Genomic DNA, 25146 nt, shown 5'->3' on the forward strand with positions numbered 1-25146 from the left:
GAGGAAGCCAGATGGTACTGAAAAAACTCGACGCCCATCCGATCATTGGGACATTTTTGGAGCGCTACAAATCAGACAGCCCGCAGAACGCTCATTTGATCGACAGCATCTCGGACTACTTGACGCAAGAGACAAACGAAAGCCCGCCGATTGTCGAAGATCAGCGCTATTACGGATATGCGCTCATGCCGCAGTTGGACAAACTGAAAAAGCGCGGAGACGAGACCGCTTTTTATCGTGCCGCGGAAGTATTGTACAAGACCAGCCACCGCTTTTACGAAAAGCAAAACGTCATGGAGCGCTGCTTCCTGGATGCGATTGAGTTGCGCGACGTCGACGTGGATGCAAGCCGCCTGCAAGAGCTTCTGGCTGTCGAGCAAAAATCGTATGACGCGATGAAAAAGACTGTGGAGCAGTTCGGTATGCCGTTGTTCCGCGAGTTTTTGCGCAAAACGGTGGAAGACTACCGGGCAAGCATCAGCCGGGACTACACTTCTGTCTTTGCGCGCTCCAAGCACATCCTTTTGCTCGCCTACGCCTACGCCATCTCGCCAAACTTGCTGGAATCATTGGGAGAGAAGCTTGAGCCTGTTTACTATCACCTGGTGACGGGCGATACCCGTGCATACGTCGCAGAAATATGGCAAATGGCCAAAAAAGTTGCCGTGCTGCCAGTCAACAGCAACACGTTGACCAGCGAGTCGCTCTATCCGGCGTACTGCAAGGAGAAAAAAGCGCAGGTGCGCGAGACGCACTTCCCGGATGAATCTACACCGGAAAGCTCTTTGCTTAATCAGAGGCATTTGAAGCGCTACTTCGAAATCATGCTCAGCCTGGCGTATTACCGGATGCATGTCAAGGGCGGAATGACAGCGTTTCTCGCGGAGCCTGAAGAGAGCGACCGCGAGCTGCTTGCGGCTTTGCAAGTGATGTTCGAGCTGTACCCGCTCGACATTTTGGATCACGACGTCCGCCTGCGCGAGCTCGTGAAGATGGAGGAGCCATACGACTTGCTTTTAGCCATGCGAAGCCACTTGCTCCAGCCGCCTACCAATTGGGAGCAGCTGGAAAAGGTCGTGCTGGCTGACCTCGGAAAATCCAGACGCGCCCTGGACATCGCTGCGATTCCGATTGTGAAAGGGTATTTGTACAAAAAGCTGACCGATCAGGGAGTCGACCTGTCCACTGCGGACACGACGCTGGAAGCGATTGCGCTGGATGCGCTGCGCCGGATGAAAGGAACGCAAAAGCTGGCCAATTATTTGGAGGGCAAAGACACGCTGGAAGAAGCGCTGGCAAACGTCCATCTGGAAGATTTCGACCGCGTCAGACAGCAAATGATTTTGCTCAGCTTCTTGCCAGTGGAGCATCCTTTTGTAGCTCGACTCACGGCGGCGATGAGCAAATTCGTCGGCAAGTCGGGGCGCATGGTTGGACATATGTGCTACGTCCATGCTTTCCAGAACGACTTGATCAAGCTGGTAGGCATGTACGAACAAGATCCTGAGACAGATATCAAACAGCTTGTTCACCAAATTTTGGCGATCAAAAATTCTCTCTACTACCACGTAGAAGTCAAAGCAGAGCACTATCAGTCGCTCGTTCGCGCCTATCCGCAAATATGCCTCGACGCATTCGACAAGTTTGATACAGAAGTTCGCCTGTTTGTGCTGGAAACGCTTCTGGACGCCAACCAGCCTGTGTCGCGCGAGGTGCGCAACCAGGCCATTCGCCTCGGTCTGTCCGATTCGTCGAAAAAAGTGACGGGACTCGCCAATGCGGCTTTGTTGCACGCGAAGGACGAGGAACTGTGCGTAGAAGTGTACACCACGGAAAAGAAAGCGAAAGTCAAGGAATGGGCGCTTGATGCGATTCGCACCTTGGATAACCGCAAAGACATTTTTGCGGACCTGTTGCAAAAGGAGAAAAACAGCAAGTTCAAGGCGCTGCTCGAAAATTTGATCGAGGCAGACGGCCAAGGGCCAGATGCCAGCATCGCCAATTTGGGCAATCTGATCGACAAACGCAAGCTCGCCCGGATCAAATGGCTGCCGATCGAACTGCTCCCGCAACTGCGCGACGAGCAAGGCAACGAGCTGGGCAAAGAACTGATCGAGTACATTTTGACGCAATCGCTGGAATCGCCAACGGCCCCATCTCCGCATGTGTTGCTGCTGAAAGCTCAGTTCACCGCCGCGTCGGCCGCCGATTTTGTTGCCGAAGTGCTTCGTGCGTGGCTCGACCAGGGAGCGGTGGCAAAAGAAAAATGGGTCATGCCGCTCGCGATTGCGCTCGGTGACAGACGGACGGTCGATACGATCAGCCAGATGATCAAGGAATGGACGGACTACTCCCGCGGAGCGCTCGCCGCAGAAGGAGTGCGGGCGTTGTCCTTCTCGGAAGATTTGGCAGCGCTGCGGCAGATCGATTCGATCAAACGGACGATTAAAAACAAGCAAGTCCGCTCTGCGGCAGAGGAAGCGCTGGGCATGGCGGCGGCCAACCTGAAAATTTCAGCGGAAGAACTGGAAGATCGGCTGGTTACCCAGCTTGGCTTCGATGCGTCCGGCAAGCAAGTTTTCTCTTATGGCGAACGCACGTTTACGGTAAAAGTCAGCAACGAGCTGGAGCTGGAAGTGACCAACGACAGCACGGGCAAGGCGGTCAAAAATTTGCCTGCTCCGACGCAAAAAGACGATCAGCAGCTGGCGGAAGAGGCACGAGCGACTTTTGCCCAGTTGAAAAAAGACCTGAAAAGCATGGTCAAGCTGCAGGCGCTGCGACTGGAAGAATCGTTGTCCAAGTCGCGCTACTGGACGACAGAAGCGTGGAACCGCCTGTTTGTGGAAAATGTGCTGATGCAAAAATTCGCGATTGGCCTGATCTGGGGCGTTTACGAGGACGGTTCGCTCGCGGCCACTTTCCGCTATATGGATGACGGAACGTTCAACACCGTTGACGAGGACGAATACGAGTTGCCAGAACAAGCGCAAATCGGCCTGGTGCATCCGCTGGAGCTGGACGAAGAGACGCTGGCAGGCTGGCGCACTCAGCTGGAAGATTACGAAATTTCCCAGCCGTTTGACCAATTGAACCGCGAACTGTTCTTGCCGACAGAAGAAGAACTGAAAGCGGACGAAGTGCTGCGGCTCCCGGACGGCGCCTACACGCCAACCGCTTTTGCCAAAACGATGGAGAAATACGGCTGGATCAAAGGCACTCCGCAGGATGCGGGCTTCTACTACGAGTTTTACAAGCTGTACGGCAATGTCGTGGCCGAGCTGAAAATCAGCGGAGCGAGCATTTCGTACTACGACGGCATGGATGACGTCACTTTGGAGAGCCTCGCTTTTTACCCGAATGACGACAGCCAGTACAAGTACATGTACTTCAAGCCGATCGACCGTTTGAAGCTGGCGACGCTTCCGGCGCGGATTTTCAGTGAAACGCTCTACGATGTCGTGCGTGCTACCGGGAAGTAATCATGGCAGATTTCAAAAGCGATTTTCAGCGATGGATCGGACTGTGCAACGAGGAATATTTGATCAAGTACGCCAACAAGGGCCTTTACAATCGCGCATGCAAGGAAATCGAGAAGGGCGTTACGGTTTCGTATGAGTTCATGGATGATCATGTCAGGTGCGCGCTGTCGGATGACAGCGTGTGCCTGTTGTACGGAGACATCGAGCGTTTTTCCTGCTCGTGCCCGTCAGATAAAATATGCAAGCATGTCATCCTGGCGATCGTCGCTTACGCCACACAGCATCAGCCAGCAGCTGGCATGGGTGACGCGGGTGATGAGCCTGCCGTATTCAAGCCTGACTTTGGCTGGTTGTTGCAGCTTCATCCGTCCGATTTTTTGCAGGCTTTTACCGCGGCACAGATCGAGGAAGTGCTGTTCCGCTTAGAGTACGGCGAGGCGCTGGAAGTTGCGGAAACGTCCTTTTTGACCGTGACGCTGCAGCTTCAACAGGTCGAGGTTTCGTTCGACCAGGAAGCCGATCTGAGCCGGGCGATGTGCAGTTGCAAGGCAAAAGGCAACTGCATTCACAAGCTGGAATGCCTCTTGCGCTATCGTCTCGTCCATGAGATCGACGACCGGGAAGCGTTGCAGGCAGACATCACGGATGTCAGCTATGACGCAGAGGTGGCGGCGGAGGCGAGAGCTTTGCTGGCCGAAGTGCTCGGAATCGGATTGGCGAAGCTGCCGGAGACGGTTTGTACGCGCTTCGAGCTTTTGGCGATTGCGGCCCATAACGGGAACTTGCCTGCCTTGGAAAAAGATTTGCGCGGGATCAAAGGAGAGCTTGGCCTGTTTTTCCAGCGCCACGTGAAGTTTTCGCAAGACGTGCTGTTAGACAGACTGGCCCGCGTCTACCTGGGGCTGGCTGCCCTGGAAAAAAGCGAGCGTCCAGAGCTGAAAAAACAGTTGCTGGGCAGCTTTAAAAGCAAATACCACACAGTGCCGCACCTGACGCTGTACGCGCTGGGGGCCAATCCATGGGAGACGCGCTCCGGCTACAAGGGTGTGACGTATTACTTTTTCTCGCTGGCAGACAAGCGCATTTACACGTATACCGAGGCCCGGCCTGTCTACTACGAGGGAACGAGCTTTACGTATGCGACGAGCTACAAAAGCAAGGCGCCATGGGGCGGACTGGTGACGATGGAGGAGCTGTCCCATTCCCAGGTGAGCCTGACGAGTGCGAAGACGAACCGGGAGCAGCGGCTGTCATCGAGCGATGAGACGAAGCTTGTCGTGTTGCCGAGGGAAAACATCGAGGAACTCGATCTGGGCGAGACGCTGTGCCGCGATTTGGCCGAGCGCATGGGCGAGGGAGCAGGCGTCCTGTTTGAGCAGGCGACAGAGCACGTCTTTTTGCTCCCAACGAAGTCCGTTCTGCAAGTGTTTTATGAAGCAGCCACGCAGCAGCTGATCATTACGGTCGAAGCGCACGACGGCGAGAGCATCCCGCTTGTCATTCCATACCAGGGCGAGTTCGACAAAACGATTCGCTATCTGGAAAACAACAAGCGGCTGCTGGAGCTGCGGGACGTGTATTGGCTTGTTCAAGTCAGAGGGGATGAGCTGTACCCGATCAGCATGCTGCAAGGCAAATCATTGACGAGCTTGAAGCTTGATTTATAACGGCAGTGGAGTGTGAGGATTCGCACATGGAGGAGATTTTTGCTTTTCGCGAAAAACTGGAAGATTGGGTGGAGCGCATGCTGCTCAAAGGCATCCGCAAATTCGAGTCTGCTGACTTGGCAACGCTCGCCCGGCTCGAAGCGAGTGCGCGGGAATACGGGATGGACTTTCTTGCCGAGCTGATCGCACGCCTGGCTGAGGCGGGCGGCCACTATATGCGCGATGCAAAAGCGGGAGTTGAGTTGTTGACCGAACGATATTTGTATATGGTACAATACGTCAACATGATGAAAAAGCCTCTGTCACAAGCAGTGGCAGACTGAAGGGGCACGACCAGCCGCTCCCTTCCGTTACGGGGAAGGATAGATGACGATGAAATTCCATATACAGTTATCGGATATGCAAGAATATTTCCCGCAGTTTCTGGCGTCCATGCAGGCGACTTTGCTTGACCGTTCCTGGGAACAACAGGCGATCGCTCCCGCGCATATCGGCTCGGGCGGCATCACTCGGCTGCGGATTCGCCCTGGCATGGAGATCGTCATGACCGACTTGTTGCTGGAAGAAGACATGAAGTACACGATTCAGGAAAACTTCCAGCTGCTGGAGTTGAATTACAGCTTGAGCGGCCAGACGTATTGCGCCTGGAACGGCAAGGAAAAGCAGATCGCAAGCAAGGAAGGCAGCGTCGTCTTTTTGGCAGACGAGAAGGTGTACCTGGAACGAAAAGCGGGGATTCGCAACCAGCACGTGGAGATTCGCATGAGTCCCGAGCATTTTCTCAGCTATTCCGAACAAAGCGAGGATGGCTCGATTTTCGAAGCGTTTTTGAATCGGCATCAGGGCGGCGTAGAGCCTTATGACACGTCACCAGCGATTCAGAAATGCATCCACGATATGTTCTTTTGCACGTACCAGGGGCCGCTCAAACGGTTGTACATGGAGAGCAAGGCGATGGAAATCATCGCGCTGGTCAGCCAAAGTCCCGGCACGGCAAAAGCGCGCAGCAGCGTCAACTTGCGCAAGCAGGATGTGGAGATGCTGGCTCGCGTGCAGGCAACGATTGTGCAAAACTTGGAGAACCCGTACAGCATTCGCCAGCTGTCCCGCATGGCGGGGATGAATGAGAGCAAGCTCAAGCAAGGCTTTCGCGAGATGTACGGCATGAGCATTTTCGAACAGGTTCGGCAGGCGCGGATGGAAAAAGCGCTGGCGCTCATGGAGACGGAACAGCTCACCATCGGGCAGGCAGCCGCTGCTGTCGGGTACAGCAATGCGAGCAATTTTACGGCAGCTTTTCGCAAGCAATACGGCATGAACCCAAGTGAATACGTAAGACGGCAGTTCTCCTAACAACAACCCGAGCGACGTTCGGGTTGTTTTTCTTCTTTTGCAGGCAGAAAAACAACCGCTACAGGTAGAGGCGCGACGGCTTCGCGAGTGATAATCACTATCAGATGGGCGGCAGCGTCAAGTCGTTGCAGCTTGCAAAGGAATGAGAGGAGAGAAGCAGATTGAAAAAACATTTTTGGATGATCTTCGCTACCGTCCTAGTCGCGATGACGTCGATCGCTACCTTCAATCCGATTTTGGGACTTTTGGCGCGAACGCTGGGCTTTAGCGAAATCCAGTCGGGCAGTCTGGTGACGATTACCGGATTGTTCTGGATCGTCGGCAGTTTTTTATGGGAGAAATGGTCGCGCACCAATCGCAAGCGCTTGATGGTCATTGCGATTCTCGGGTATACGCTGACCTTGGCGAGCTTTGCCTTACTCGCTGACTGGGCAAAAGCAACTCCCGGCAATGCGGTTGTCCTGTATTGGGAGTTGTTCGCGCTGCGCGCTGTTGGCGGCTTTTTCTTCGGGGCGATTCCGACGATGGCCCAAGGCTACTTGATGGAATGGACGACGGCGCAAAATCGCGCTTCCGGCATGGCGTTATTCGGAGGGGCGAGCGGGATGGGCTTTGTTCTCGGGCCAGCTCTCGGGGCGGCTTTGACGCCGATCGGGTTCACTTCCCCGATGTATGTATCGACCGCGTTGCTTGTCGTTGTCGCTATTTTGAGCGGGATCATTTTGCCGGATAGCAAGGGCGGTCAGGTGAAGAAAGCAGCGGTCAAGCTCTCGATGACCGATCCGCGCATTCGCTTGTACATCTTGATCGGCCTGTTGCTGTCCACCGTCATGATCATGCTGCAAGTAACGTGCGGGATTTACATGCAAGATCAGCTTCAATTAAGCGATAAGGCAGCGGCGCAATCGATCGGTGTCGGCCTGTCTGTTGCGGGTGTGATTGTCGTTGTCGTGCAGCTTTTGGTTGGGCGTTATCTCAGATGGCAGCCCGCCCGCCTGCTGAAAATCGGGTTGAGCTCGCTGTTTGTCGCCTTTACTTTGTTTATGCTCGCTCCGGCCTGGTACATCGTCGCTTTTCTTTTCCACGGAATCGGGATCGGATTTACATTGCCCGGCTATATTACGGCAGCGTCTCTGGCCGTTTCGGCGGAAGAACAGTCGGCTGTGGCTTCTTACACAGGGGCGGCGCAGGGTGTCGGCTCGTTTGTCGGCCCGCTGGCGGGGACGATGCTGTACAGCTGGCAGATGTCCATTCCGTATCTCGTTTGCTCGCTGTCGCTGGCGTGCGTTGCTTTGCTCGTGTTTGCCAAGCATCGCGGAGGTCAGCCAGCCAGCGTCTCCTAGGAACTGTTCATGAAGAGAGGTTCGATTGCGAATCTCTCTTTTTTTTGTGAGAAACGTGTCGCTGTTTTTCCAGAAAAGAAAAGGGGATAGAGCCGCTTGCCGTTCACGCAGCATTCATGGCCCTTTAGTGCGATGCGTGAATTGACAGTGAGAATGGTTATCGATAGAGTGTTGTAGAGAACAGTCCAGTCTGCTGGAAAAAAGAGGGGGAGATTCATCTGCAACTGGAACAGTACATCGCCTTGTGGAACCAGGCGACAATCAAAATGATCGATGTTCGGCAGCATCGTCTGCGAGGCGATGAAGCCCCGTTTTCCTACCGCTTGCCAGCCAGCGCATTTTTGTACACGACGATCGGGCACGCCCATGTCTACTTGGATGGGCGTTTTTACGACGCCCGTCCTTTCCACGTCTTGCACAGCGGAAAAGGCTCGCGGGTGGAGATTTATTGCCTGGACGATGCCGTCGTCTTTTATTTGATCCTCTATCAGGCAAAAGTGTTTCTGCCTTGGCGAAAAGAGCTTCGCGTCCTGCTTGAGACAGCCAATCCTTTCGCTCGCACGTACGAAGTCAAGCCGAAAGCCCCGCTCGAACTGCTAGACTTGCTTGTCGCCATGTACGAGGAATGGCAGTCGTCCACACCTTTGCAGCGATTTCACGTCAAAACGCTGTTTCAGCTGTGGGTGCACCAGATTTTGCAGCAGCTCCAGGAGCAGGACGGGAAGACGGGGGCGCTTTCTGTTGTCGAGCAAGCGATTTTATACATACAAGACAAGTACGCGGAGCCTCTGTCAGTGGAGACGATCTCGCAGCGCTTCGGCTATAGCGCCAAGCATCTGTCCAAGCTGTTTAAAAAACAGACGGGGCACAGCTTGATGGAGTTTGTGATCCAGGTCAGGATGGAGCAAGCCAAAGCGTTTTTGCTGCATTCGGATGCCACTGTGCAGGAAATTGCCGAAAAAGTCGGCTACGCCGATCGTTTTTATTTTTCGCGACTGTTTGCGAAATACGTGGGGATGTCGCCGATCCGCTTCAAAAAACAGGGGGAAGCGCTCGGGACGGAAATTTGTCCATACGCTTTGCGCCGTTCGTCCATTGTTCCGCTTTCCGTCCGCCGTTATATTGATAGTGGTTATGAGAATCATTATCGATATAAAGGAAGGAATGAAACATCGATGAACAGTCGCAAGTTGTCAATCGTCGCGACGATGCTGGTCTGCTTCGCCCTGGTGTTGAGCGCATGCGGTGCAGGTACTGGTGGCGGGGCAGGCGCTGCTTCCGGCAATCCGCAAGCGGTTGCGGTCAAAGAGCAAAGTGCCGCGAGCGCAGATAGCCAAAAACAGGTGCGCATCATGAAAACGATCAAAGGAGAGATTGAGATTCCTTCAGCGCCGAAGCGAGTGATCGTCGATTTGTACCTCGGCAGCTTCATCGCCTTGCAGTTCAAGCCGATCGGCACGCCGGAGCTGAATTTGAAAAACCCGTACTTTGCGGAGTCCCTTGTCGGAGTGAAGAACATCGGGGATTACGAAAATATTTCCCTGGAGAAAATGCTGGAACTTCAACCTGACTTGATCTTCACCGGAAACGAGGCCGCTTTTGAGCAGTACCAGAAAATCGCGCCGACGGTTGTCGTTCCGTTTGGACAGCTGAAAAATGTGCACGAAGAGATTACGTTTGTCGGACAGTTGTTGGGCAAAGAGGCGGAAGCAAAGGCATGGCTCACGGAGTATGACCAGCGAATCGCGCAGGCGCGAGAAAAGATAGCCAAAGTCGTTCCGGCAGATGCCACCGTTTCCATCATGCAAGATTGGGGCAAGCAAACAGGCGTCTTCGGCGACAACTTCGGACGTGGCGGCCAAGCCGTCTATGGCGGGCTCGGCTTGAAACCTCCTGCTGCCATCGCCAAGGAGATCATGGAGAAGCAGGAAGTGGAAGTTTCCAGCGAGAGGTTGCCGACTTACGCGGGTGACTATATCATCTTGACCTCCGAAGAGCGGACGATGGCTGATCTGAAAGCCGATCCGATCTGGCGCACGCTCGACGCCGTGAAAAACGATCGCGTCTACATTTGGAAAAAAGCGAAATCATGGTATTTCGACCCGATCGCCACCTTGTCGCAAACGGAAGAGCTGGCGGATTGGTTGGTGAGCACGGGAGCGAAAAAATAGGCAGTTGAATCAGAGCAAGTGCCTTCCTTTCAGGGGTGCTTGCTCTTTTCGTAGGCAAACCGCTGGATAAATCGGTCGGCGGCCAGGTTGGCGCGGTTCGCTTCTGCGTGATTGGGGTTACGGTTCAAATCCCGAGTGACGAAGGCAGTGCTCAAATGGGAAAACGATGATATGTTTTCGTCTCACCAGAGCAGGAGAGGGGCAGGTGATTGATGGGCAACTGGAGCTAGTGACTGGGACGTCGCCCTGGTAGCGCCAATTGCATGTCGCAATTGTTTAATCGAAACAAGTCCTGTTCCTCCATTGAATAGCCTTTGTTATCCGATTATAATAGCCAAGTGAAAATGATAATCAATATTATCGGAGGGGTTGTAGTTGTTTCGTTACAAGACAATGATCGGTGCGGCCGCTTTGCTTTTGAGCCTAACAGTTGTACTGTCCGCTTGCGGAAGCAATGCAGATGGTAACAGAAGTTCTCAGTCTGGGGCAGCGCAAAGCTTGAGTTCAAGCGCGCAGTCCGCTTCCGAGGCGGAAAAAGGAGAAATGAGAACGTTTAAAGATTCGTTGAATCGGGAAGTGGTGATTCCCGTTCGGCCCCAAAGGGTGGTCGCTTTGGCCTTTGTCGGCGAAATGTTGGCCCTCGGGCAAAAACCGATCGGAGCGACAGACCAGTTACTGCGATTTTTTTCTGCCGAGGAGAAGCAAGGCATTGCCAACATCGCTGTGGACACAGCGAGCAAGGAAGCCGTATTGGCGCTAAATCCCGACTTGATTCTCGTCTCCGCCCGCATGGCGCCAGAAGAAATCGAAGCCTACAGCAAAATCGCGCCAGTCGTGGCGGTCCCTTTCTTCGGGGACGCATTTGAATCGCTGCATCTCGCCGCAGACATTTTGGGAAAGGAGCAGGAGGAGAAGGCATGGATCGAGCGCTATGAAACGAAAGCCAAACAGTTGCAGGACAAAGTCAAGCCAATGTTCAAGGAAGGGGAAACAGGCGTCGTCATTCAATTTGCCTTAAAGCAAATCTATACATACCGGACAAGCACGTTTCCGACCGTCTATCAGGTGCTGGGCCTGATTCCGCCGAAAAAGCTGCAGGAATTGGAGCAGCAAGAGAATTTCAAGGGAGTTGTACCGCTGGCGGAGGAGGTGTTGCCGGAGTTTGCGGCAGATCGTATTTTCGTCATCGTGAATGACGAGGAATCGCAACAGACGTTTGAAGACGCGAAGAAAGGTGCTGTTTGGAAAAACTTGCCTGCCGTTCAAAATAACCAGGTGTATGTGATTGACAAACGGTTATCTATAGCCGATGCCAGCACGTTGGATTGGGCGTTTGGTGAAGTGGAAAGGCTCTTGCTGAAATAAGCACGAAAGCGAAAGGGGGTTCGGACATGGGAAACGCATCGGATGAAAACACGAGGAATCAGTTCCCTTTGTTCGTACTTGAAGAGGTCGAAAAAGTTTGCGTACTTGCGAAGGATACCAGGCGGTTTCGGGCGGAAAGCAGCTTTAGTCTTATGGCTGTGGCAGATGGACAAGGCAAGCTCTGGCTTCAGGAAAACGCTGAGCAGATTGCCAAGGGAGCCTGCTGGATGGTGGAGCCTGCAACCTTTTGCGAAATAGCTAATACGGGGCAAAAGGAGCTGCGGCTGTACCGCCTGTTATTTCGGACAGTGGAGCGCAGTAAAGGGAATAAGGGCGGGGAAACGTTCCGGTTCCGTTTCGATCACGTTTTCAACATGAAGCCGGCTCATCGCGTGCTCGTCGACTGTCAAGCTTTGCTGCGGCGTTGGCCGGCGGAGGATGATATCGAGCAATTCAAAATGCAGATCGCCTTTCAGCAGTTGCTGTGCTTCCTTTTTGAGCAAACGCGAACGGTCGATGCGGAGGAGAACTCGGCCGCTGCAATCGAGCGTTCGATTGCATATTTGCACGATCATTATGCCGACGAACTGACCGTGCAGCAATTGGCGAAGCAAGCGAATCTCGGTGTTCGCCAGTATACCCGTTTGTTCAAAAGGACGACGGGAAAAAGCCCGATCGATTACTTGACCACCTATCGGATCAATCGGTCGAAGGAGGAACTCCTTATCGGTGGCGAGCTGCTGCATACCATCTCGCGCAACAGCGGGTTCAAAGACACGCATTATTTCAATCGGCGATTCAAACAAATCGTCGGCCTTCCCCCGAAACAATATGCGTGCAGTCGTGGCTGCGATACGAAAATCGTCACGCCGCACTATGTTGGGGACATGCTGGCGCTTGGCGTTAAGCCGATTGGCGCGCTCGACATTTCGCTCGATTCGCTTCGGGAAATCGCGAGCAGTATCAAGAGTATCGGCGACAACCAAGTGGAGCTGGCGAGAATTGAACCTCTGCAGCCGGATTTGATCGTGGCTTCAGATTTTATGGTAAGCTCGGAGTTTTCCGTCATTTCCCGACTGGCACCTGTTATCGTCGTACCTTGGGACGAACGGCCGTTCGAGCGCCTTCAGCGAATCTCCCGGGTGCTCGGCAAAGAGGCGGAAGCCAGCCAGTGGCTGGAGCGCTACGAGTTGAAGAAAAAGGTTGTTCAGAAGCGAGTGCGTCCATTGGTCGCTCCGGAAATAACGGCTGCTGTTCTGCGCATAGACAATGGCAAGGTGTGGCTGCACGCCCCGCGTTTTTTTCCGACCGTCTACGAGGTGCTCGGTTTTTCTGCTCCAAGCCTGCTGGTGAACCACGTCCAGCAGGATGAACACATTCGCCGAGTGCCGATTGACTTTGCTCGATTCGCGGATTTGCAGGCAGATAAGCTGATCGTCATCCGCGGGAGAGAACAACAATTTCAGGAATGGTTCGACGAATTGCAGCGTACGAAAGGCTGGAAAAACCATGAAGCAGTACGGAGGGGCCAGGTGCATGTGCTTGAGCATCGCTGGGCTTCCTATGAAGCGATCACATTGGAATGGCAGCTGGACCAGGTTGACCGTCTACTATCCCATTTACCAACGACAGGAGTGGGCCGATCATGCTCCATTGTAAAAAGCAGTTGAAGCTGTCTACCTTGCTTATAACGCCGGGTTCGTCTGGCGGGGGATGGCGGGATCAGACGGCGCAGCCGGAACGGATACTGGACTTTGCCTTTTATCGCGAGCTGGCGCGAACGGCAGAGGAAGGCAAGCTCGATTATATTTTTCAACCGGATAAATATACGATATCAGCAAACAGCCCGGAAGAACTTCGCCGGGGGATTAACATTTGGCCCGAGCCTGTGACGTTGCTGTCTGCTCTTGCAGGGGCGACCTCGCATATCGGTTTGTCCGCGACGATATCGACGACCTACCATGAACCGTTTCATGTCGCGCGCATGCTGGCGACGCTCGATCATCTGAGCGGCGGCCGCGCTTCCTGGAACGTCGTCACCTCGATCGGCGATCTGGATGCGCACAACTTTCGCAACGATCACCGTCCGTTGCACGAGCAGCGGCATGCGCATTCTGAGGAATTTCTTGATGTGGTTAAGGCGCTGTGGGACAGCTGGGAGGACGATGCGATCAAGATTGACCGGGAAACGGGCGATTTTGCCGATCCTGCCAAAATTCACACGTTGCATCATGAAGGGGCGTGGTTTTCCGTGCGCGGGCCGCTGAATGTGGCAAGGCCGATTCAGGGTCATCCCGTCATTATCCAAGCCGGACGGTCTGATACTTTCAGGGAACGGGCGGCCCAGCAGGCGGACGTCGTGTTCACCGCTTTACGCACCTTGCCGGAAGCACAAGCTTTTTATTTCGACCTGAAACGGCGCTTGGCCAAATACGGCCGGGCCACGTCTGATTTGCTGCTGATGCCGGGCTTGAATGTGGTAGTCGGCGCAACGGAAGCCGAGGCGAAGGAGAAGCGGGAGCATCAGGAGCGTTTGTTGCTTCCGGAGGCGCGCAAGGATATCGTTTCATCCTCGCTTGGGCTCGACGTATCTGGATACTCGCTCGACGATCCGCTTCCCGAACCGGATCTGGCTGACGCTGGAACGGCTTCGTACAGACAGTGGAAGCAAACAGCGGATCAGCTCGGTTTGGTTACGATTCGCCAGTTGTACGAGCATGTGAGGCAGCAGAGCGGGCATTTTTCGATCACAGGCACTCCAGCGCAAATTGCCGATCGCTTGGAAGAATGGCTGACGAACGATGCTGCGGACGGATTCACCTTCATTCCGCACCTGCTGCCGCAATCGCTGCACGATCTCGTTCATTTTGTCATCCCCGAACTGCAAAATCGTGGCATTTTTCGCACGGAGTACAGCGGAAGTACGCTGCGTGAGCATCTGGGCGTGCCGCGCCCGTCCAATCGGTTCGTGGTGGGGTGAACCTGAAACAGTCCCGAACCGATTAAAGAAATAGAGCAAGGCAATTGCGTTTAAGCGAGAATGGGAAGCGGAGAGCTGAATCAACACATGACCGTGCTTATCTTTACTGAGTGTTTGCAGGCTATACAAGCATCAGATGGATGGGGCGGCGTGCGTGGACACAAATGTAAAGTACAAGAAACCCCCGTCAACAGCACGGGGGTTGGTCACGTTTCATGCTTATTTTTTGGTAGGGTCCAGAGGGCTGATCATAACGCTATTATAGTAGACTTGCTCCTTGGAATCCGTGTGGGTAAATATGAGCATGTAGCGATCCAGCTTGTAAATGATCTGGTGTTGCCTTTTGCCGCCATACCAAGGCTGATCGCCAGCCACTTCAAAAATTTCCTCTTTTGTCAACGGGGCAAAGGGAGCTTGGATGACCATGACAGTCGATTCGCCATTGATGCGATTGAGGAAGTAACGGTAGCCGTCCCGCTCAAAAAAATGGGCGTTCGGGACTGGCGATACGATTTCGCTTTCCTGCAAACCATAGTTTGCTTGCAGCTCGTCGCGCGTCGTCTGTAAAGGGATGCTGCCGCCCATGGTTCCCTCAGACAGATGTTTCACGGTATGGGCAAGGAATTTTTGTGCATTTGCGGAAGATTCATATGGACGATAGCTTTCGTACGCACTCCTGTCTGCTGGCTCGTTTTCGAATGCAGCGAAGACAGGCAGGCTGCCAAATAGCAGTAAGCCAATGACGATGATCATTTGTTGCCAGAGCTTCATTAGTACCTCTCCTTATGCGAACGGGGCCGTTATCTTTGTAACAACCTTTCATTTTTCCAACGAATAAAAACAGTCATTCACCATGGTGCCAGCAATTTCAGTATGTTCCGGCACGATTTTATCCAGCTTCATTCCCGCCTTTTCCAACACCTTTCTGGAAGCTGCGTGCTCTTCAGAACAAACAGCTGTGAATTTTCGGAAGCCATATGCATGAGCAGCGTGGTCCAGGACAAAAGCAAGCGCTTCGGTTGCATAGCCTTTGCCTTTGTGCGTATCCAAAATAATAAAGCCTACTTCCGCAGTGAGCACGTCACGATCACGGGTGCAGATGCTGATCAAGCCAACGTCGTTTCCGGTGTCTGTTTCGCGAATGATCCAGGTGAGCCAGTGGGTGGAGTCGAGAGTCCACGGAGCCAACTCTTTCGCAAAGTTGCTTCGGATCGCTTCCTCGCTCATAGGGGAGCCGATATGCTGCATAAGTGCCGGATTGGTGTAAATGGAGCGAATCAATTCCCAGTCGGGCGGAGCCAGTTTGGTGAGAGTCAAGTGTTGGCTGGTCAATGGATTGGACATGGCAGTCTCCTTTTTACATCCGAAGTAGTGTGGCTGTCAGCCGGGAAGGCAAAAGAACGCCGAGCAGCAGAGCGAATGGCGTCAGCATCATTCCTTTGTCAGTTGATTTGGAGTTGGGATAATATTACAACAAGAGCGATCGAAAATCATCTCTATTTTCCAGCGACAGCGAAATATTTTCATGATGATCATAAAAAGCTTCCTTTTGCTTATCGCGGTCTGTTTATTTTGAAAACGTGGAAGATGGTGGTAATATAAAAAGAACTTCTTTACGCTTTGCATCCAACGATGTGCGACGGAAAACGCAAAAAGGGGAGAAAGGAGACGAGAAGTGTGCTCGATTTTGGCGCTGTTTCTTTAGAATGGGGCACTCTGCTTACGCAGCTGTCGGAGCATTTGCGCAAGTGATGCGGGAAGCTGTTTGCCCGCTGAGACTGTAGGCGGTACTAGCAACGGGCACGTAAGAACCAGGAGCGTCTGGAAAGGAGGGCGTCGATGAAGGAGACAAATTACGGTCATTAGCTTCCAAAAGGAGGTTAATGATGAGCAGAAGCTACAAGCACTTTCCAGTTGTCAAAGATCAGACGGGACCAGGCAAGCGATATGCCAAAAGGTTGGCGAGCAAGGCTGTTCGCAGATACCAGAAAGGCATTTCTATCGGCGCGATGTACCGCAAGCTGTTTTGCTCCTGGGACATCAACGATTTTCGCTTCTACCGAACTCTTGCGGCTGCCATCCGCGAATGGGAAACGAGCCAGGTGCCGCGGGTGAGAGCAAAGTCAAAAAAGCAAATCCAAAACGAATGGGCCAAGCACTACTACCGAAAATAACAAATCGCCATGAAAAAAAGAGCAGAAGGAAGCCTGCTCTTTTTTCGCGTGGAAAAGAAGGCGCGATCACAAAAAACGCACGAGCGCCTGGACGAACTTTTCCAAATAAGCTTGATCGATTTCGTCAAAACGGTTTTTGCGCGGGCTGTCGATGTCGAGGACGCCGAGCAGTTGTCCGTCTTTTACGATCGGGACGACGATCTCCGACTCGGAAGCTGCATCGCACGCGATATGCCCTGGAAACAAGTGCACATCCTCTACGCGAACCGTTTCCTGCTTCTGCGCGGCGGTGCCGCATACGCCTTTTCCGAACGGGATGCGCACGCATGCAGGCAGTCCTTGGAACGGACCGAGCACGAGTTCATTTCCGTCGTTCAGATAAAAGCCCACCCAGTTGACTTCCTCAAAAAACTGGTTCAGCAGCGCTGCGGCATTGGCCAGATTGGCAACCTGATTGGACTCGCCAGCGAGCAAGGCTTCCAACTGCTTGATGACCAGTTCGTATTGCTCTTCTCTATTTCCTTGAAATTTTTCGACTTGGAACATGGATGGTCCTCCTAACAGCTAATTGTCTATGGCTTTACTCAGATATTATAAAACATCTCGGAAGCATTGGCTTCACGAGATTCTATGGACGAGCAGATTTGTTGCCCACTTTTTCCTAGAAGCGAGCCGAAAGCTCTTGTACAATGAATGAGAGCAGAACATGGAGACTACCTGTAGCTGGGACTGGAGGAAACACAGATGGAAAAAGCGACATTTGCAGGCGGATGCTTCTGGTGCATGGTGACACCGTTTGATGAGCTGCCGGGCATCGGAGGCATCATCTCCGGGTATACCGGGGGAACGGTGGAAAACCCGACCTATGAACAAGTAAAAACAGGCGAAACCGGACACTGGGAAGCGGTCGAGATTACGTTCGATCCCGAGTTGTTTCCATATGAAAGACTGCTGGAGCTGTTTTGGCAGCAAATCGATCCGACTGACCCGGATGGACAGTTTCACGATCGGGGCAGCCAATATCGCACCGCGATTTTTACCCATAACGAAAAGCAGCATGAGCTGGCGGTCGCATCGAAACAAGCGCTGGCGGCGAGCGGTCGCTTCTCCAAGCCAATCGTCACGGATATTTTGCCTGCGTCCGTTTTTTATCCCGCCGAAGAATATCACCAAGGCTACCACAAGAAAAATCCGAAGCATTACAAGGAAGACCGGGAAAAGTCCGGCCGCGATGCGTACATTCAGCAGCATTGGAAATAAAAGCAGCTTCCTAAAAAGCAGCAGGCAAGCCCGACATGGTCTGCTTGCGATCCAAACCCGTCCTGTGCAAAGGGCGGGTTTTTGTTGGACTTGCCAAATCAGGATGAGAACAGGTCGCTAAACCAAGGCAGTGACAAATAGACGCCTGCACAAATCAACAAGAAAATGACCGTTTTCATGATCGCACCCGCCCAAAAATGCTGGGGATGCACGGCGCGTTCGACCAGCCTTTCCAGTACGAGAAACAGCAGGATGGCAAGAAAGGCGAGAATGACAAACCCGATAAACGGTTCCATTTGACTGGCACCTCCCGAATATTTCCTGGCACTTCCATGCTTGCAATCGCTGCGCCGTGCCACCTTACGTCCAGCCTAGATACGTCACTGAAAATCTTTCCACGTAAAATCGATCGAGAGGTAGCCGACATGCCGTTCTTTGATCGGCGCTTTCCCTTTTGTCGCCAGTTCCGGTTTGCGAAAACAGACGAGGTCTTCGTGATAGCCAAACAGGCGGCAAACGTCTGGACGAAACGAATGAATGCCGCAACGATCGTGATTGACGTCGTAGAAAATGCAAGTGCCGGGAAAGCGCTGCTGATGCGCCAAGCCTTCGCGGAGCTTTTTCGGCATGGCTTTCAGCTTTTTATGTATGAGCTTTCGTTCCTTGTCAGTGATGGGTACCGGGCCACAGCATAAGCCTTTGCAGCCCTGACATGGCAATGTGTTCATTACAGCACATCCTTTCATCCAGTTCTTCGCTGTCCCTTGCGTAAAGAATAGTATGAAAGGTTTAAAAGCTGATGTAAATGATTAAATATTTTAATATAACACAAAAATAAATTTTTGTCAACAATTATTCCGATTGTATTCCCTGCTTGTCTCTGCTTGGAAAAAGGTCGCCAATTAGGAAAATATTCTCATGAAACTGGTAATATTTTGGATTAAGGTGTAGAGATGAAAAGGGGGATTTGTTACCGTGAAAAAAATATGTGCATTGCTACTCAGTATCGGACTGGGACTGACAGGTTGCGCTGCTGCACCAGCGGAAACGCCAACTGCGGGAACGCAGGCAAGCTCTTCTGAGAGTTCCGCACCGACCAATGCGGCTTCGACTGGCGCTGCACCAGCAGAAACACCCGCTGCGGGAACACAGGCAAGCTCTTCTGAGAGTTCCTCGCCGACCAATGCAGCGCCGGCTTCTGCTGCCAATGAAAAAACGAAAATTTCCAAGGCTGCCTTTGACAAGATCGAAAACGGCATGACGTATGAGGAAGTAACGGGGATCATTGGGGGAGAAGGCGAGCTGCTGTCGGAAGCAGGAAACAAAGGGGAGCAGCATCATGCTGTCGTCTACATGTATGAAGGAGAAACGCTCGGAAGCAGTGCCAGTTTGGCATTCCTGGATGGCAAACTGCAAGTCAAATCCCAAATCGGTCTGCAATGAACGAAACCCGTCTGTGCGCTCAGCATCGGACGGGTTTTTATTGGGAGATGTGTGTTAGTTAGGATCTGCTGTCACCAGGGCGATGGCAAAACCGTCGTAGCCTTTGCTGCCGACTGTTTGAATGGCAGTCGCACTCACTCTTGGCTCTGCGGCAACGAGATCGGCGAACTGGCGAACGCCGAGGATGTTAGGATCGGTGCTCGTTTCGTCGATGACCGCCCCTTTTCTCACGACATTATCCGTGATGATCACACTGCCTTTGCGCGAGAATTTGAGCGCATAGCGGAAGTAGTCCGGGTTGTTCTTCTTGTCTGCATCAATGAAGATCAGGTCGAACGGCCCTTGATTCTCGCGATCGAGAGCGGCGAGGCTGTCCAGAGCGTCGCCAAGGCGGATTTCCACCAGCGATTCGAGTCCGGCACGAGCAATGTTCGCTTTTGCTACCTCTGCATGCTTCGGTGCGGCTTCGAGCGTGATCAGTCGGCCGTCTTGAGGCAAGGCGCGAGCGAGCCAAATCGTACTGTAGCCACCGAGTGTACCAATCTCCAGAATGGAGCGTGCCCCTTGAATCTGGGCGAGCAAATGCAGGAACTTCCCCTGGTTGGGGGCCACGTCGATTGGCGGAAGGCCAGATGCTGCGTTGTGTTCCAAAACGGCGTCGAGTACAGGATCTGCTGAAACCAGTTTCGTCGTAAAATATTCATCTACAGCTGTCCATTGATCGCGATTCATCGTCTCACTCCTTTTTATGGCAAAACTAGCATACCATAAAAGCATTTTCGCCGAAATATTGGAAAAGCGCTACGATTCAAAGCGACACGAAACAAAATCAAGCGGAAAGTATTGCGTTTGTTACCATAATTTTCGCATGGTATGATCGACCAATTCGGTAGATAATAGAAAAGTAATCCAAGCTAGCTAGTATAATCCAACTTGGGGATTGAATGCGTTCGACTTAATTCAGGCAGATAGGTCGGCGCTATTTTTTTGTTCCATTCATAGGTATTATTACCTAAAAGTGATGGTTGTTGCGAGTTCTATTGTCCTATATCATGAAATCATTCACGTATGACATATGCGTACTACCCCGTACGCCCCGGCCGGAAGCAGCGGCTGGGATTTTTTTTGTTCACCAAAAGCCATCCAGTGATCTCCTATCGCTTACAAAGCCATATTTGGTATATCCTATTGGAGGACTCGCAATGTTCTTGGGGTCTGCGGCGGCTCAATAATGCAGATGAGCCGCCGCATTTTTTTATGCCAAAATCGCAGGCGGGGATAAATAGTTACATAGTCCTGGACGGTCAAGTCCGTCTTCTGCGTCTCTATATTGGAAAGAACCCGCACTCATACATGCTCCATTTCCGGTCATCCTAAAGTAAGGATAACTTGTCAGGAGGTGTTTGCATGCGTACGATACTGGCAATTTTGGCGATCGCGCTGGTCATGACAGGATGCTCGGGAAAAAACAATGCGCAGACACAGCAACAGAACAAGGCAGAGCCGTTGTGCACACCTGTGCCTGTCCGGCATGCGGAGTGGGAAGAGCAGGCGAAAGCGATTGCCACTAAAGTGGATGGGATCGATGAAGTGGTTGCTGTCCAGATTGACAACGATTTGAACCTCGCCATCAAGGTTAGCAACTTCAATCGCTTTAAACTGCAATCGATTGAAAAAGAAGTGGCGGGCAAGCTGAAAACGGCATTTCCCGATTCGAAAGTTCACGTCACTTCTGATAAGAAACTGTTTATGGACTTGCAATCGATGAGCGGTACGCCATGGCCGACGGATGTAAAAGAGGCGTGCCAGAAGAAAAAAGCTGCAAAAGAGCTGGAAAAGAAAATGAAAGGGTAACTGGGACGAAGACCTCACCATCGCAAGCGGATGGATTGAGGTTTTTTGCTTCGTGTAAAAAAAGAAAAACTCCCGATTGGGGAGTTGAGTTTCTTCTAGTAACGGTCATGATCGTGATGGTCGCGATCGCGTTCGCCACGATCACGATGCAAGTCGATGCCACGCAGCTCGCTTTTTGCTTTTTCAACCAATACTTGATAATCTCTGACCACTTCGGTCAGAGCGGAGACGGATTCTTTATAATCCGGTTCGTTACAAATCCCATCAATCGCCCGATGGAGGTGAAACATTTTATCTTCGGTTTTTCGGATAAATTCTACCCAATCCATGCCGTTCATAAAAATACCTCCTTTCTAAAGCTTAGGCTTTACCCGTTCGCCAAAAAGTATGCAAGTGTGCCTTTGTTTGCCCGTCAAAGTGCGGCGCCCGTCATTTTCTCTAGAAATAAAGTTGTCCAGTACGTAATATAGAAAGATGGGTTTTCATCAGGCGTTCGCAAAAGCAAATGAGGTGCAGGAAATGGATGTATTCGCAAAAGTAAACAAGTCGCTGGAAAAAATCATGCCGTTGTTGACCCCGAGCAGTGTGGCGATTGGCGTGCTTGCGGGATCGCACCTGCAGCCGTTCGCGTTTTTGTCTCCGTGGGTTTTCGCTTTTATGACCTTTGCAGGGAGCCTGGGATCTGGGTTCAAGGAGTTTGCCAAAGTGCTGGCACGTCCGTTGCCGCTGCTTGTCAATTTGATGATTTTGCATGTCATCATGCCGTTCATTGCCTGGGGAGTGGCGCATCTGTTCTATCCCGACGATGTCCATGTCATTACCGGCTTTTTGCTGGCGGCGCTCATTCCGACGGGCATCTCCAGTTTTTTGTGGTCTTCGATTTACATGGGAAACGTCGCGCTGACGCTGTCGATTATTTTGCTCGACACGATGATTTCGCCGCTTGTGGTTCCTTTCGGCATGTACGTGTTGCTCGGGGCGAAAGTAGAGATGGATACATGGGACATGATGCAGGGACTCTTTTTCATGATCGTGCTGCCGTCGCTTGCCGGTATGCTGTTGCATCATCTGTCGCGGGGGAGAGTAAAACAGACGCTGGCTCCCAAGCTTTCTCCGTTTTCCAAACTGGGCATGGGTGTGGTCGTCGCGATTAACAGCTCGATGGTGTCGAATTATTTCCAGGCATGGGACGCCAAGCTGTTCGGGATGGCTGTGCTGGTGCTTTTGCTCGCCATTCTCGGTTACTTGCTAGGCTGGTGGATGGCAAGACTGTTTGGCTGGGAACGGGACGTAATCGTCGCGCTGACTTTTAATAGCGGGATGCGCAATATTAGTGCCGGAGCCGTTATGGCGATTACGTATTTCCCTGCTACAGTGGCCCTGCCTGTCGTGCTCGGGATGCTGTTCCAGCAGACGCTCGCCTCTACGTTCGGCAAGTTTTTGGATGTGGTGGAAAAGCGGCCGCAATCAATCAGGAAGGAAGTCGCCCAGTAGAAAGCGGGAAGATTCTGCTTTTTCATATTGCCTGTTCGCATATTGTTCGTATATAATGAAGCAAACGTACGTTCGAGGGTGATGTTTATGCTGGAGACCATTCTCGTTCCTGTGAACAAGGAGATGCAGCGGGTTCCCGTGCTTACAGCCGTACATCTTCGCGTCTACAGAATGCTGGAAAATGGAACAGAGATTCAGACGATCGCGTCCAATCGTCAAATGAGACGGGCAGTAAACGATTTGTACAGGCTAGGGTGGGTGAAATCAAGTGATGAGCGGTATTCGTAACGGCGGAGGACGTCAGCTTTTTCCGCAAGACATGGCTCAGCCAGTGATCACAAAGCAGGAGCGTGAATCGTTTTTGTACATGCTCCGTGATTCCGGCAGGGAAGATTATGGCGTGACAGTCAGCTGGTGGGTGTCCATGGATGGCGAGCGCGGGAATACGCACAGCATGTGGGGCGTAGTCAAGTGGGTTGATCCCAAGGCACGCAAGGTTCAACTGGTCAATGAGGCGAGAAGCGAGTGGATCGGTTTGGAGCAGATCGTGAACGTTCTTGGATAAACGAAACGACCGAAAAAACAAGAAAAGGAGGGGCGCGAAGTCCCTCCTTTTTGCGTGCGAACAGATAGAGAATGATAACGGAAAGAAATGATGTAAGAAAAACTAACATAAAAACTCAAAAAAATGACAAAACAAGTTGACAATCACTCGTTTCATGTTAGTATATATTACATAGCATGCATTCTCTCCACTTCCTATCTTCGGCCCAGAAATGGGTCCCTTTTTTTGCCCGAGGCCATCGATTATTGCGGATAGGGCTTGCCTTCCCCTTGAAAGAGCTTGCTTACCATTTGATACAAGCGGCCGGACATATCCGGGAACACAAAGGAATACTGATTGGCCCCTTCCTTGAGCAAAGCGACTGGCGCTTCAATCGTGTAGGGGATTTTCATTAAATCGAGCATTTTTTTGTATTCATCTACCATGGAGTGATCAACGGTATAATAAAACGATTTGGAAGGGTTCATTTCAGCACGCTCCTTTTCCATATTGTAGCATACGTAAACAAGAAACACTCTGCTGCAGAAGCTGGCAGAGTGTTTTTGCGTACCAAGAGCAGGTCGTTTAGCTGCTGAAAAAGCTCCTGCTGGAATGTTTTCTTTTGTAGTGGGAACTGCCGTAATGAGAGTGTCCGTGCCCCCTGTGGCTGGACCCGTAACCTTTCCGGTATTTGCGGTCGCTGCTGCTGTATTTCCGGTATTTGTGGGAAGCATTCGAGTGATTACCCAGTAAATTTTTCAAAAGCTTTTTGAACATCCCCATCACTCCCAATTGTCTTGTCAGATTCGGCTGCGTATTCGTATATACGCATATGTCTGGAGACAGTTTCACTTTGTTTCGCTTTTTTTATGCAAAAGCGGTCCGATGCGATCAATCCGATTTGTCCAGATTCCTCCGTTGAACTTCTCGGGAACCCGGTTCAAATCGGCCGGGGTATCGAAGCCTTGGGAGAAGTCGCCGCTTCCTGCCACCAGGATGACGCGAGTATCCGCTGCTTCCATTCTTTCCATGAAGCGATTAGGCCAACCCCACAGCCAGGGAGCGATTTGATCGGGAATATGCAGCTGGGTCCCGGCGCAGGCGTCCGGAACGTATCCGGACCAGCCGACAGCGATGTAAGGAATCAGGCAGCTTTTCATCGTGCTCATCGACATGACGCGCAGCTCCGGCATTGCTTGCTTCAGCGTGGCAACAGGCTCGTCGCCGCCGTATACAGCGAGCTTCGCCAGCCGTTCTTTCGGCAAGGGCTGCAAAAAGGCGGCAAGCGCTTTGCCTTCGTTTGGATCGTGGCTTTTGATGTGGATCAACAATGACTCCGTCGGAAATTCTGTCAGAACCTCGTCGAGAGAAGGCATCAGTCCGACACCTTTGCCGCGAAAAGGATACGTGCGCCCGCCGTCTGCCGTGTAGTTGTAGCCCACGTCCAGCTTTTTCAGCTCGGACATGGTGAAGTCTCTCGTCACCCCTTCGCCATTGGTGCGACATCCGAGCGTCCAGTCGTGAAAGACGGCGAATTGAGAATCTTTCGTCCAGTGGACATCGAGTTCAACGGCATCGGCTCCGGCTGCGAAAGCCGCGCGCATGGAAGGAAGCGTATTTTCCAGGTAAGGATGTTCTGGCGGGTAAATTCGCTCGGCTGTGCACGTTTCGTTTGTGATTCCTTCCATATGAAAGGTTTGCGCCACTCCGCGGTGAGCCAGCAAAAAAGGAGAGCCGTCAGGCGGACTCGCCAAAAAAGAGCTGTTGACGACCCACATATAGAGAAGGAGCGTCAGGAATGCCCAAAAGAAGATGCGGCGCAACCGCTTCTTTTTCGGTGCCGATTTGATGTTTTCCATAGATGGAGCGGCCTCCGGTGCTGTATGACCTGTTTTTCTACCGCTATTTTACCAAAGCAGGCGCCAGGAGGAAAACATGTCTCTGTGCGCAAGAGGGACTTGGCACGGGGAAAAAAGACTGGCAGAATAGAGCGTACGTATGGATTGACTTACCGAG

27 protein-coding genes are annotated in these 25146 nt (G+C 52.2%); 17 read left to right on the plus strand and 10 right to left on the minus strand.

Translation table 11 applies throughout. The features are described 5' to 3' along the window. Positions 1–11: 11 nt before the first annotated feature. From M2298_RS07025 to M2298_RS07065, 9 genes are all read left to right on the plus strand, one after another. A complete protein-coding gene (locus M2298_RS07025) occupies positions 12–3482 on the plus strand; it encodes a DUF4132 domain-containing protein (protein WP_280648367.1) in 3471 nt (1156 codons plus the stop codon). Positions 3483–3484: 2 nt separating this feature from the next. After that, positions 3485–5149: an SWIM zinc finger family protein gene (locus tag M2298_RS07030; RefSeq protein WP_122963347.1), complete on the plus strand. Its 1665-nt coding sequence runs from the start codon at positions 3485–3487 to the stop codon at positions 5147–5149. Positions 5150–5175: 26 nt separating this feature from the next. Beyond that, complete coding sequence (locus M2298_RS07035; protein ID WP_122963346.1) at positions 5176–5472, plus strand: hypothetical protein; 297 nt, start codon at positions 5176–5178, stop codon at positions 5470–5472. Positions 5473–5521: 49 nt separating this feature from the next. Beyond that, positions 5522–6502, plus strand: a complete 981-nt coding sequence (locus tag M2298_RS07040; RefSeq protein WP_167470247.1) for a helix-turn-helix transcriptional regulator — start codon at positions 5522–5524, stop codon at positions 6500–6502. A gap of 161 nt (positions 6503–6663) precedes the next feature. Further along, the gene (locus M2298_RS07045; RefSeq protein ID WP_173595934.1) at positions 6664–7845 is read left to right on the plus strand and encodes an MFS transporter; all 1182 of its coding nucleotides are present in this window, start codon (positions 6664–6666) and stop codon (positions 7843–7845) included. Between the two features lie 266 nt (positions 7846–8111). Next, the gene (locus M2298_RS07050) at positions 8112–10016 is read left to right on the plus strand and encodes an AraC family transcriptional regulator (RefSeq protein ID WP_280648368.1); all 1905 of its coding nucleotides are present in this window, start codon (positions 8112–8114) and stop codon (positions 10014–10016) included. Between the two features lie 498 nt (positions 10017–10514). Next, entirely contained in the window at positions 10515–11381 is an 867-nt protein-coding gene (locus tag M2298_RS07055; protein WP_280648369.1) for an ABC transporter substrate-binding protein, read from the plus strand. Between the two features lie 26 nt (positions 11382–11407). Further along, the gene (locus tag M2298_RS07060; RefSeq protein ID WP_280648370.1) at positions 11408–13051 is read left to right on the plus strand and encodes a helix-turn-helix domain-containing protein; all 1644 of its coding nucleotides are present in this window, start codon (positions 11408–11410) and stop codon (positions 13049–13051) included. After that, positions 13027–14361 carry an LLM class flavin-dependent oxidoreductase gene (locus M2298_RS07065; protein WP_280648371.1) on the plus strand — a complete coding sequence of 445 codons (1335 nt, stop codon included), beginning with the start codon at positions 13027–13029 and terminating at the stop codon, positions 14359–14361. Before M2298_RS07060 ends, M2298_RS07065 begins: the two co-directional genes overlap by 25 nt. Positions 14362–14580: 219 nt before the next feature. Here the strand turns inward: M2298_RS07065 and M2298_RS07070 are convergent, their stop codons facing one another. After that, positions 14581–15132, minus strand: coding sequence for a hypothetical protein (locus M2298_RS07070; RefSeq protein WP_274875293.1), 552 nt, complete (start codon positions 15130–15132; stop codon positions 14581–14583). A gap of 48 nt (positions 15133–15180) precedes the next feature. Beyond that, complete coding sequence (locus M2298_RS07075) at positions 15181–15705, minus strand: GNAT family N-acetyltransferase (protein WP_280648372.1); 525 nt, start codon at positions 15703–15705, stop codon at positions 15181–15183. Here M2298_RS07075 and M2298_RS07080 point away from each other — a divergent pair. Together M2298_RS07080 and M2298_RS07085 are read left to right on the plus strand one after the other, a co-directional pair. Next, the gene (locus tag M2298_RS07080) at positions 15682–15963 is read left to right on the plus strand and encodes a hypothetical protein (RefSeq protein WP_280648373.1); all 282 of its coding nucleotides are present in this window, start codon (positions 15682–15684) and stop codon (positions 15961–15963) included. The two genes, M2298_RS07075 and M2298_RS07080, sit on opposite strands and share 24 nt — an antisense overlap. Positions 15964–16247: 284 nt before the next feature. Then, positions 16248–16535, plus strand: coding sequence for a hypothetical protein (locus M2298_RS07085; protein WP_122963339.1), 288 nt, complete (start codon positions 16248–16250; stop codon positions 16533–16535). A gap of 66 nt (positions 16536–16601) precedes the next feature. Here the strand turns inward: M2298_RS07085 and M2298_RS07090 are convergent, their stop codons facing one another. Then, positions 16602–17081, minus strand: coding sequence for a GAF domain-containing protein (locus M2298_RS07090; protein WP_122963338.1), 480 nt, complete (start codon positions 17079–17081; stop codon positions 16602–16604). Positions 17082–17279: 198 nt separating this feature from the next. On the opposite strand from M2298_RS07090, the gene msrA reads away from it, so the two are divergent. Beyond that, positions 17280–17795, plus strand: a complete 516-nt coding sequence (msrA, locus tag M2298_RS07095) for a peptide-methionine (S)-S-oxide reductase MsrA (RefSeq protein ID WP_122963337.1) — start codon at positions 17280–17282, stop codon at positions 17793–17795. A gap of 98 nt (positions 17796–17893) precedes the next feature. Here msrA and M2298_RS07100 read toward each other — a convergent pair whose 3' ends face one another. Further along, positions 17894–18091 carry a hypothetical protein gene (locus tag M2298_RS07100; RefSeq protein WP_173595942.1) on the minus strand — a complete coding sequence of 66 codons (198 nt, stop codon included), beginning with the start codon at positions 18089–18091 and terminating at the stop codon, positions 17894–17896. An 84-nt stretch (positions 18092–18175) separates the two neighbouring features. Beyond that, positions 18176–18523 (minus strand): YkgJ family cysteine cluster protein, encoded by a 348-nt coding sequence (locus tag M2298_RS07105; RefSeq protein WP_122963335.1) that lies wholly within the window; start codon positions 18521–18523, stop codon positions 18176–18178. 247 nt (positions 18524–18770) lie between these two features. On the opposite strand from M2298_RS07105, the gene M2298_RS07110 reads away from it, so the two are divergent. Further along, entirely contained in the window at positions 18771–19238 is a 468-nt protein-coding gene (locus M2298_RS07110) for a DUF3862 domain-containing protein (RefSeq protein ID WP_280648374.1), read from the plus strand. A gap of 54 nt (positions 19239–19292) precedes the next feature. Here M2298_RS07110 and M2298_RS07115 read toward each other — a convergent pair whose 3' ends face one another. Further along, positions 19293–19970, minus strand: a complete 678-nt coding sequence (locus M2298_RS07115; protein WP_280648375.1) for an O-methyltransferase — start codon at positions 19968–19970, stop codon at positions 19293–19295. Between the two features lie 675 nt (positions 19971–20645). Between M2298_RS07115 and M2298_RS07120 the strand changes: the two genes are divergently transcribed. Then, complete coding sequence (locus M2298_RS07120) at positions 20646–21092, plus strand: YhcN/YlaJ family sporulation lipoprotein (protein ID WP_280648376.1); 447 nt, start codon at positions 20646–20648, stop codon at positions 21090–21092. 95 nt (positions 21093–21187) lie between these two features. Here the strand turns inward: M2298_RS07120 and M2298_RS07125 are convergent, their stop codons facing one another. Further along, a complete protein-coding gene (locus tag M2298_RS07125) occupies positions 21188–21430 on the minus strand; it encodes a hypothetical protein (protein WP_063231054.1) in 243 nt (80 codons plus the stop codon). Positions 21431–21611: 181 nt separating this feature from the next. Here M2298_RS07125 and M2298_RS07130 point away from each other — a divergent pair, with 181 nt between their 5' ends. The 3 genes from M2298_RS07130 to M2298_RS07140 all read left to right on the plus strand — a co-directional run bounded on the left by M2298_RS07130 (position 21612) and on the right by M2298_RS07140 (position 23151). After that, positions 21612–22586 carry a bile acid:sodium symporter family protein gene (locus tag M2298_RS07130; protein WP_280648377.1) on the plus strand — a complete coding sequence of 325 codons (975 nt, stop codon included), beginning with the start codon at positions 21612–21614 and terminating at the stop codon, positions 22584–22586. 87 nt (positions 22587–22673) lie between these two features. Further along, positions 22674–22874 carry a hypothetical protein gene (locus M2298_RS07135; protein WP_063231052.1) on the plus strand — a complete coding sequence of 67 codons (201 nt, stop codon included), beginning with the start codon at positions 22674–22676 and terminating at the stop codon, positions 22872–22874. After that, a complete protein-coding gene (locus M2298_RS07140) occupies positions 22858–23151 on the plus strand; it encodes a YolD-like family protein (RefSeq protein ID WP_122963329.1) in 294 nt (97 codons plus the stop codon). Before M2298_RS07135 ends, M2298_RS07140 begins: the two co-directional genes overlap by 17 nt. A gap of 242 nt (positions 23152–23393) precedes the next feature. Here M2298_RS07140 and M2298_RS07145 read toward each other — a convergent pair whose 3' ends face one another. The 3 genes from M2298_RS07145 to M2298_RS07155 all read right to left on the minus strand — a co-directional run bounded on the left by M2298_RS07145 (position 23394) and on the right by M2298_RS07155 (position 24989). Further along, positions 23394–23618: a hypothetical protein gene (locus M2298_RS07145; protein ID WP_122963328.1), complete on the minus strand. Its 225-nt coding sequence runs from the start codon at positions 23616–23618 to the stop codon at positions 23394–23396. Between the two features lie 97 nt (positions 23619–23715). Beyond that, positions 23716–23907, minus strand: coding sequence for a hypothetical protein (locus tag M2298_RS07150; RefSeq protein ID WP_122963327.1), 192 nt, complete (start codon positions 23905–23907; stop codon positions 23716–23718). A 71-nt stretch (positions 23908–23978) separates the two neighbouring features. After that, the gene (locus M2298_RS07155; RefSeq protein WP_280648378.1) at positions 23979–24989 is read right to left on the minus strand and encodes a glycerophosphodiester phosphodiesterase family protein; all 1011 of its coding nucleotides are present in this window, start codon (positions 24987–24989) and stop codon (positions 23979–23981) included. Between the last annotated feature and the right edge of the window lie 157 nt (positions 24990–25146).

Source organism: Brevibacillus sp. 1238 (assembly GCF_029892995.1).
GTDB classification, from domain to species: Bacteria; Bacillota; Bacilli; order Brevibacillales; family Brevibacillaceae; genus Brevibacillus; species Brevibacillus parabrevis.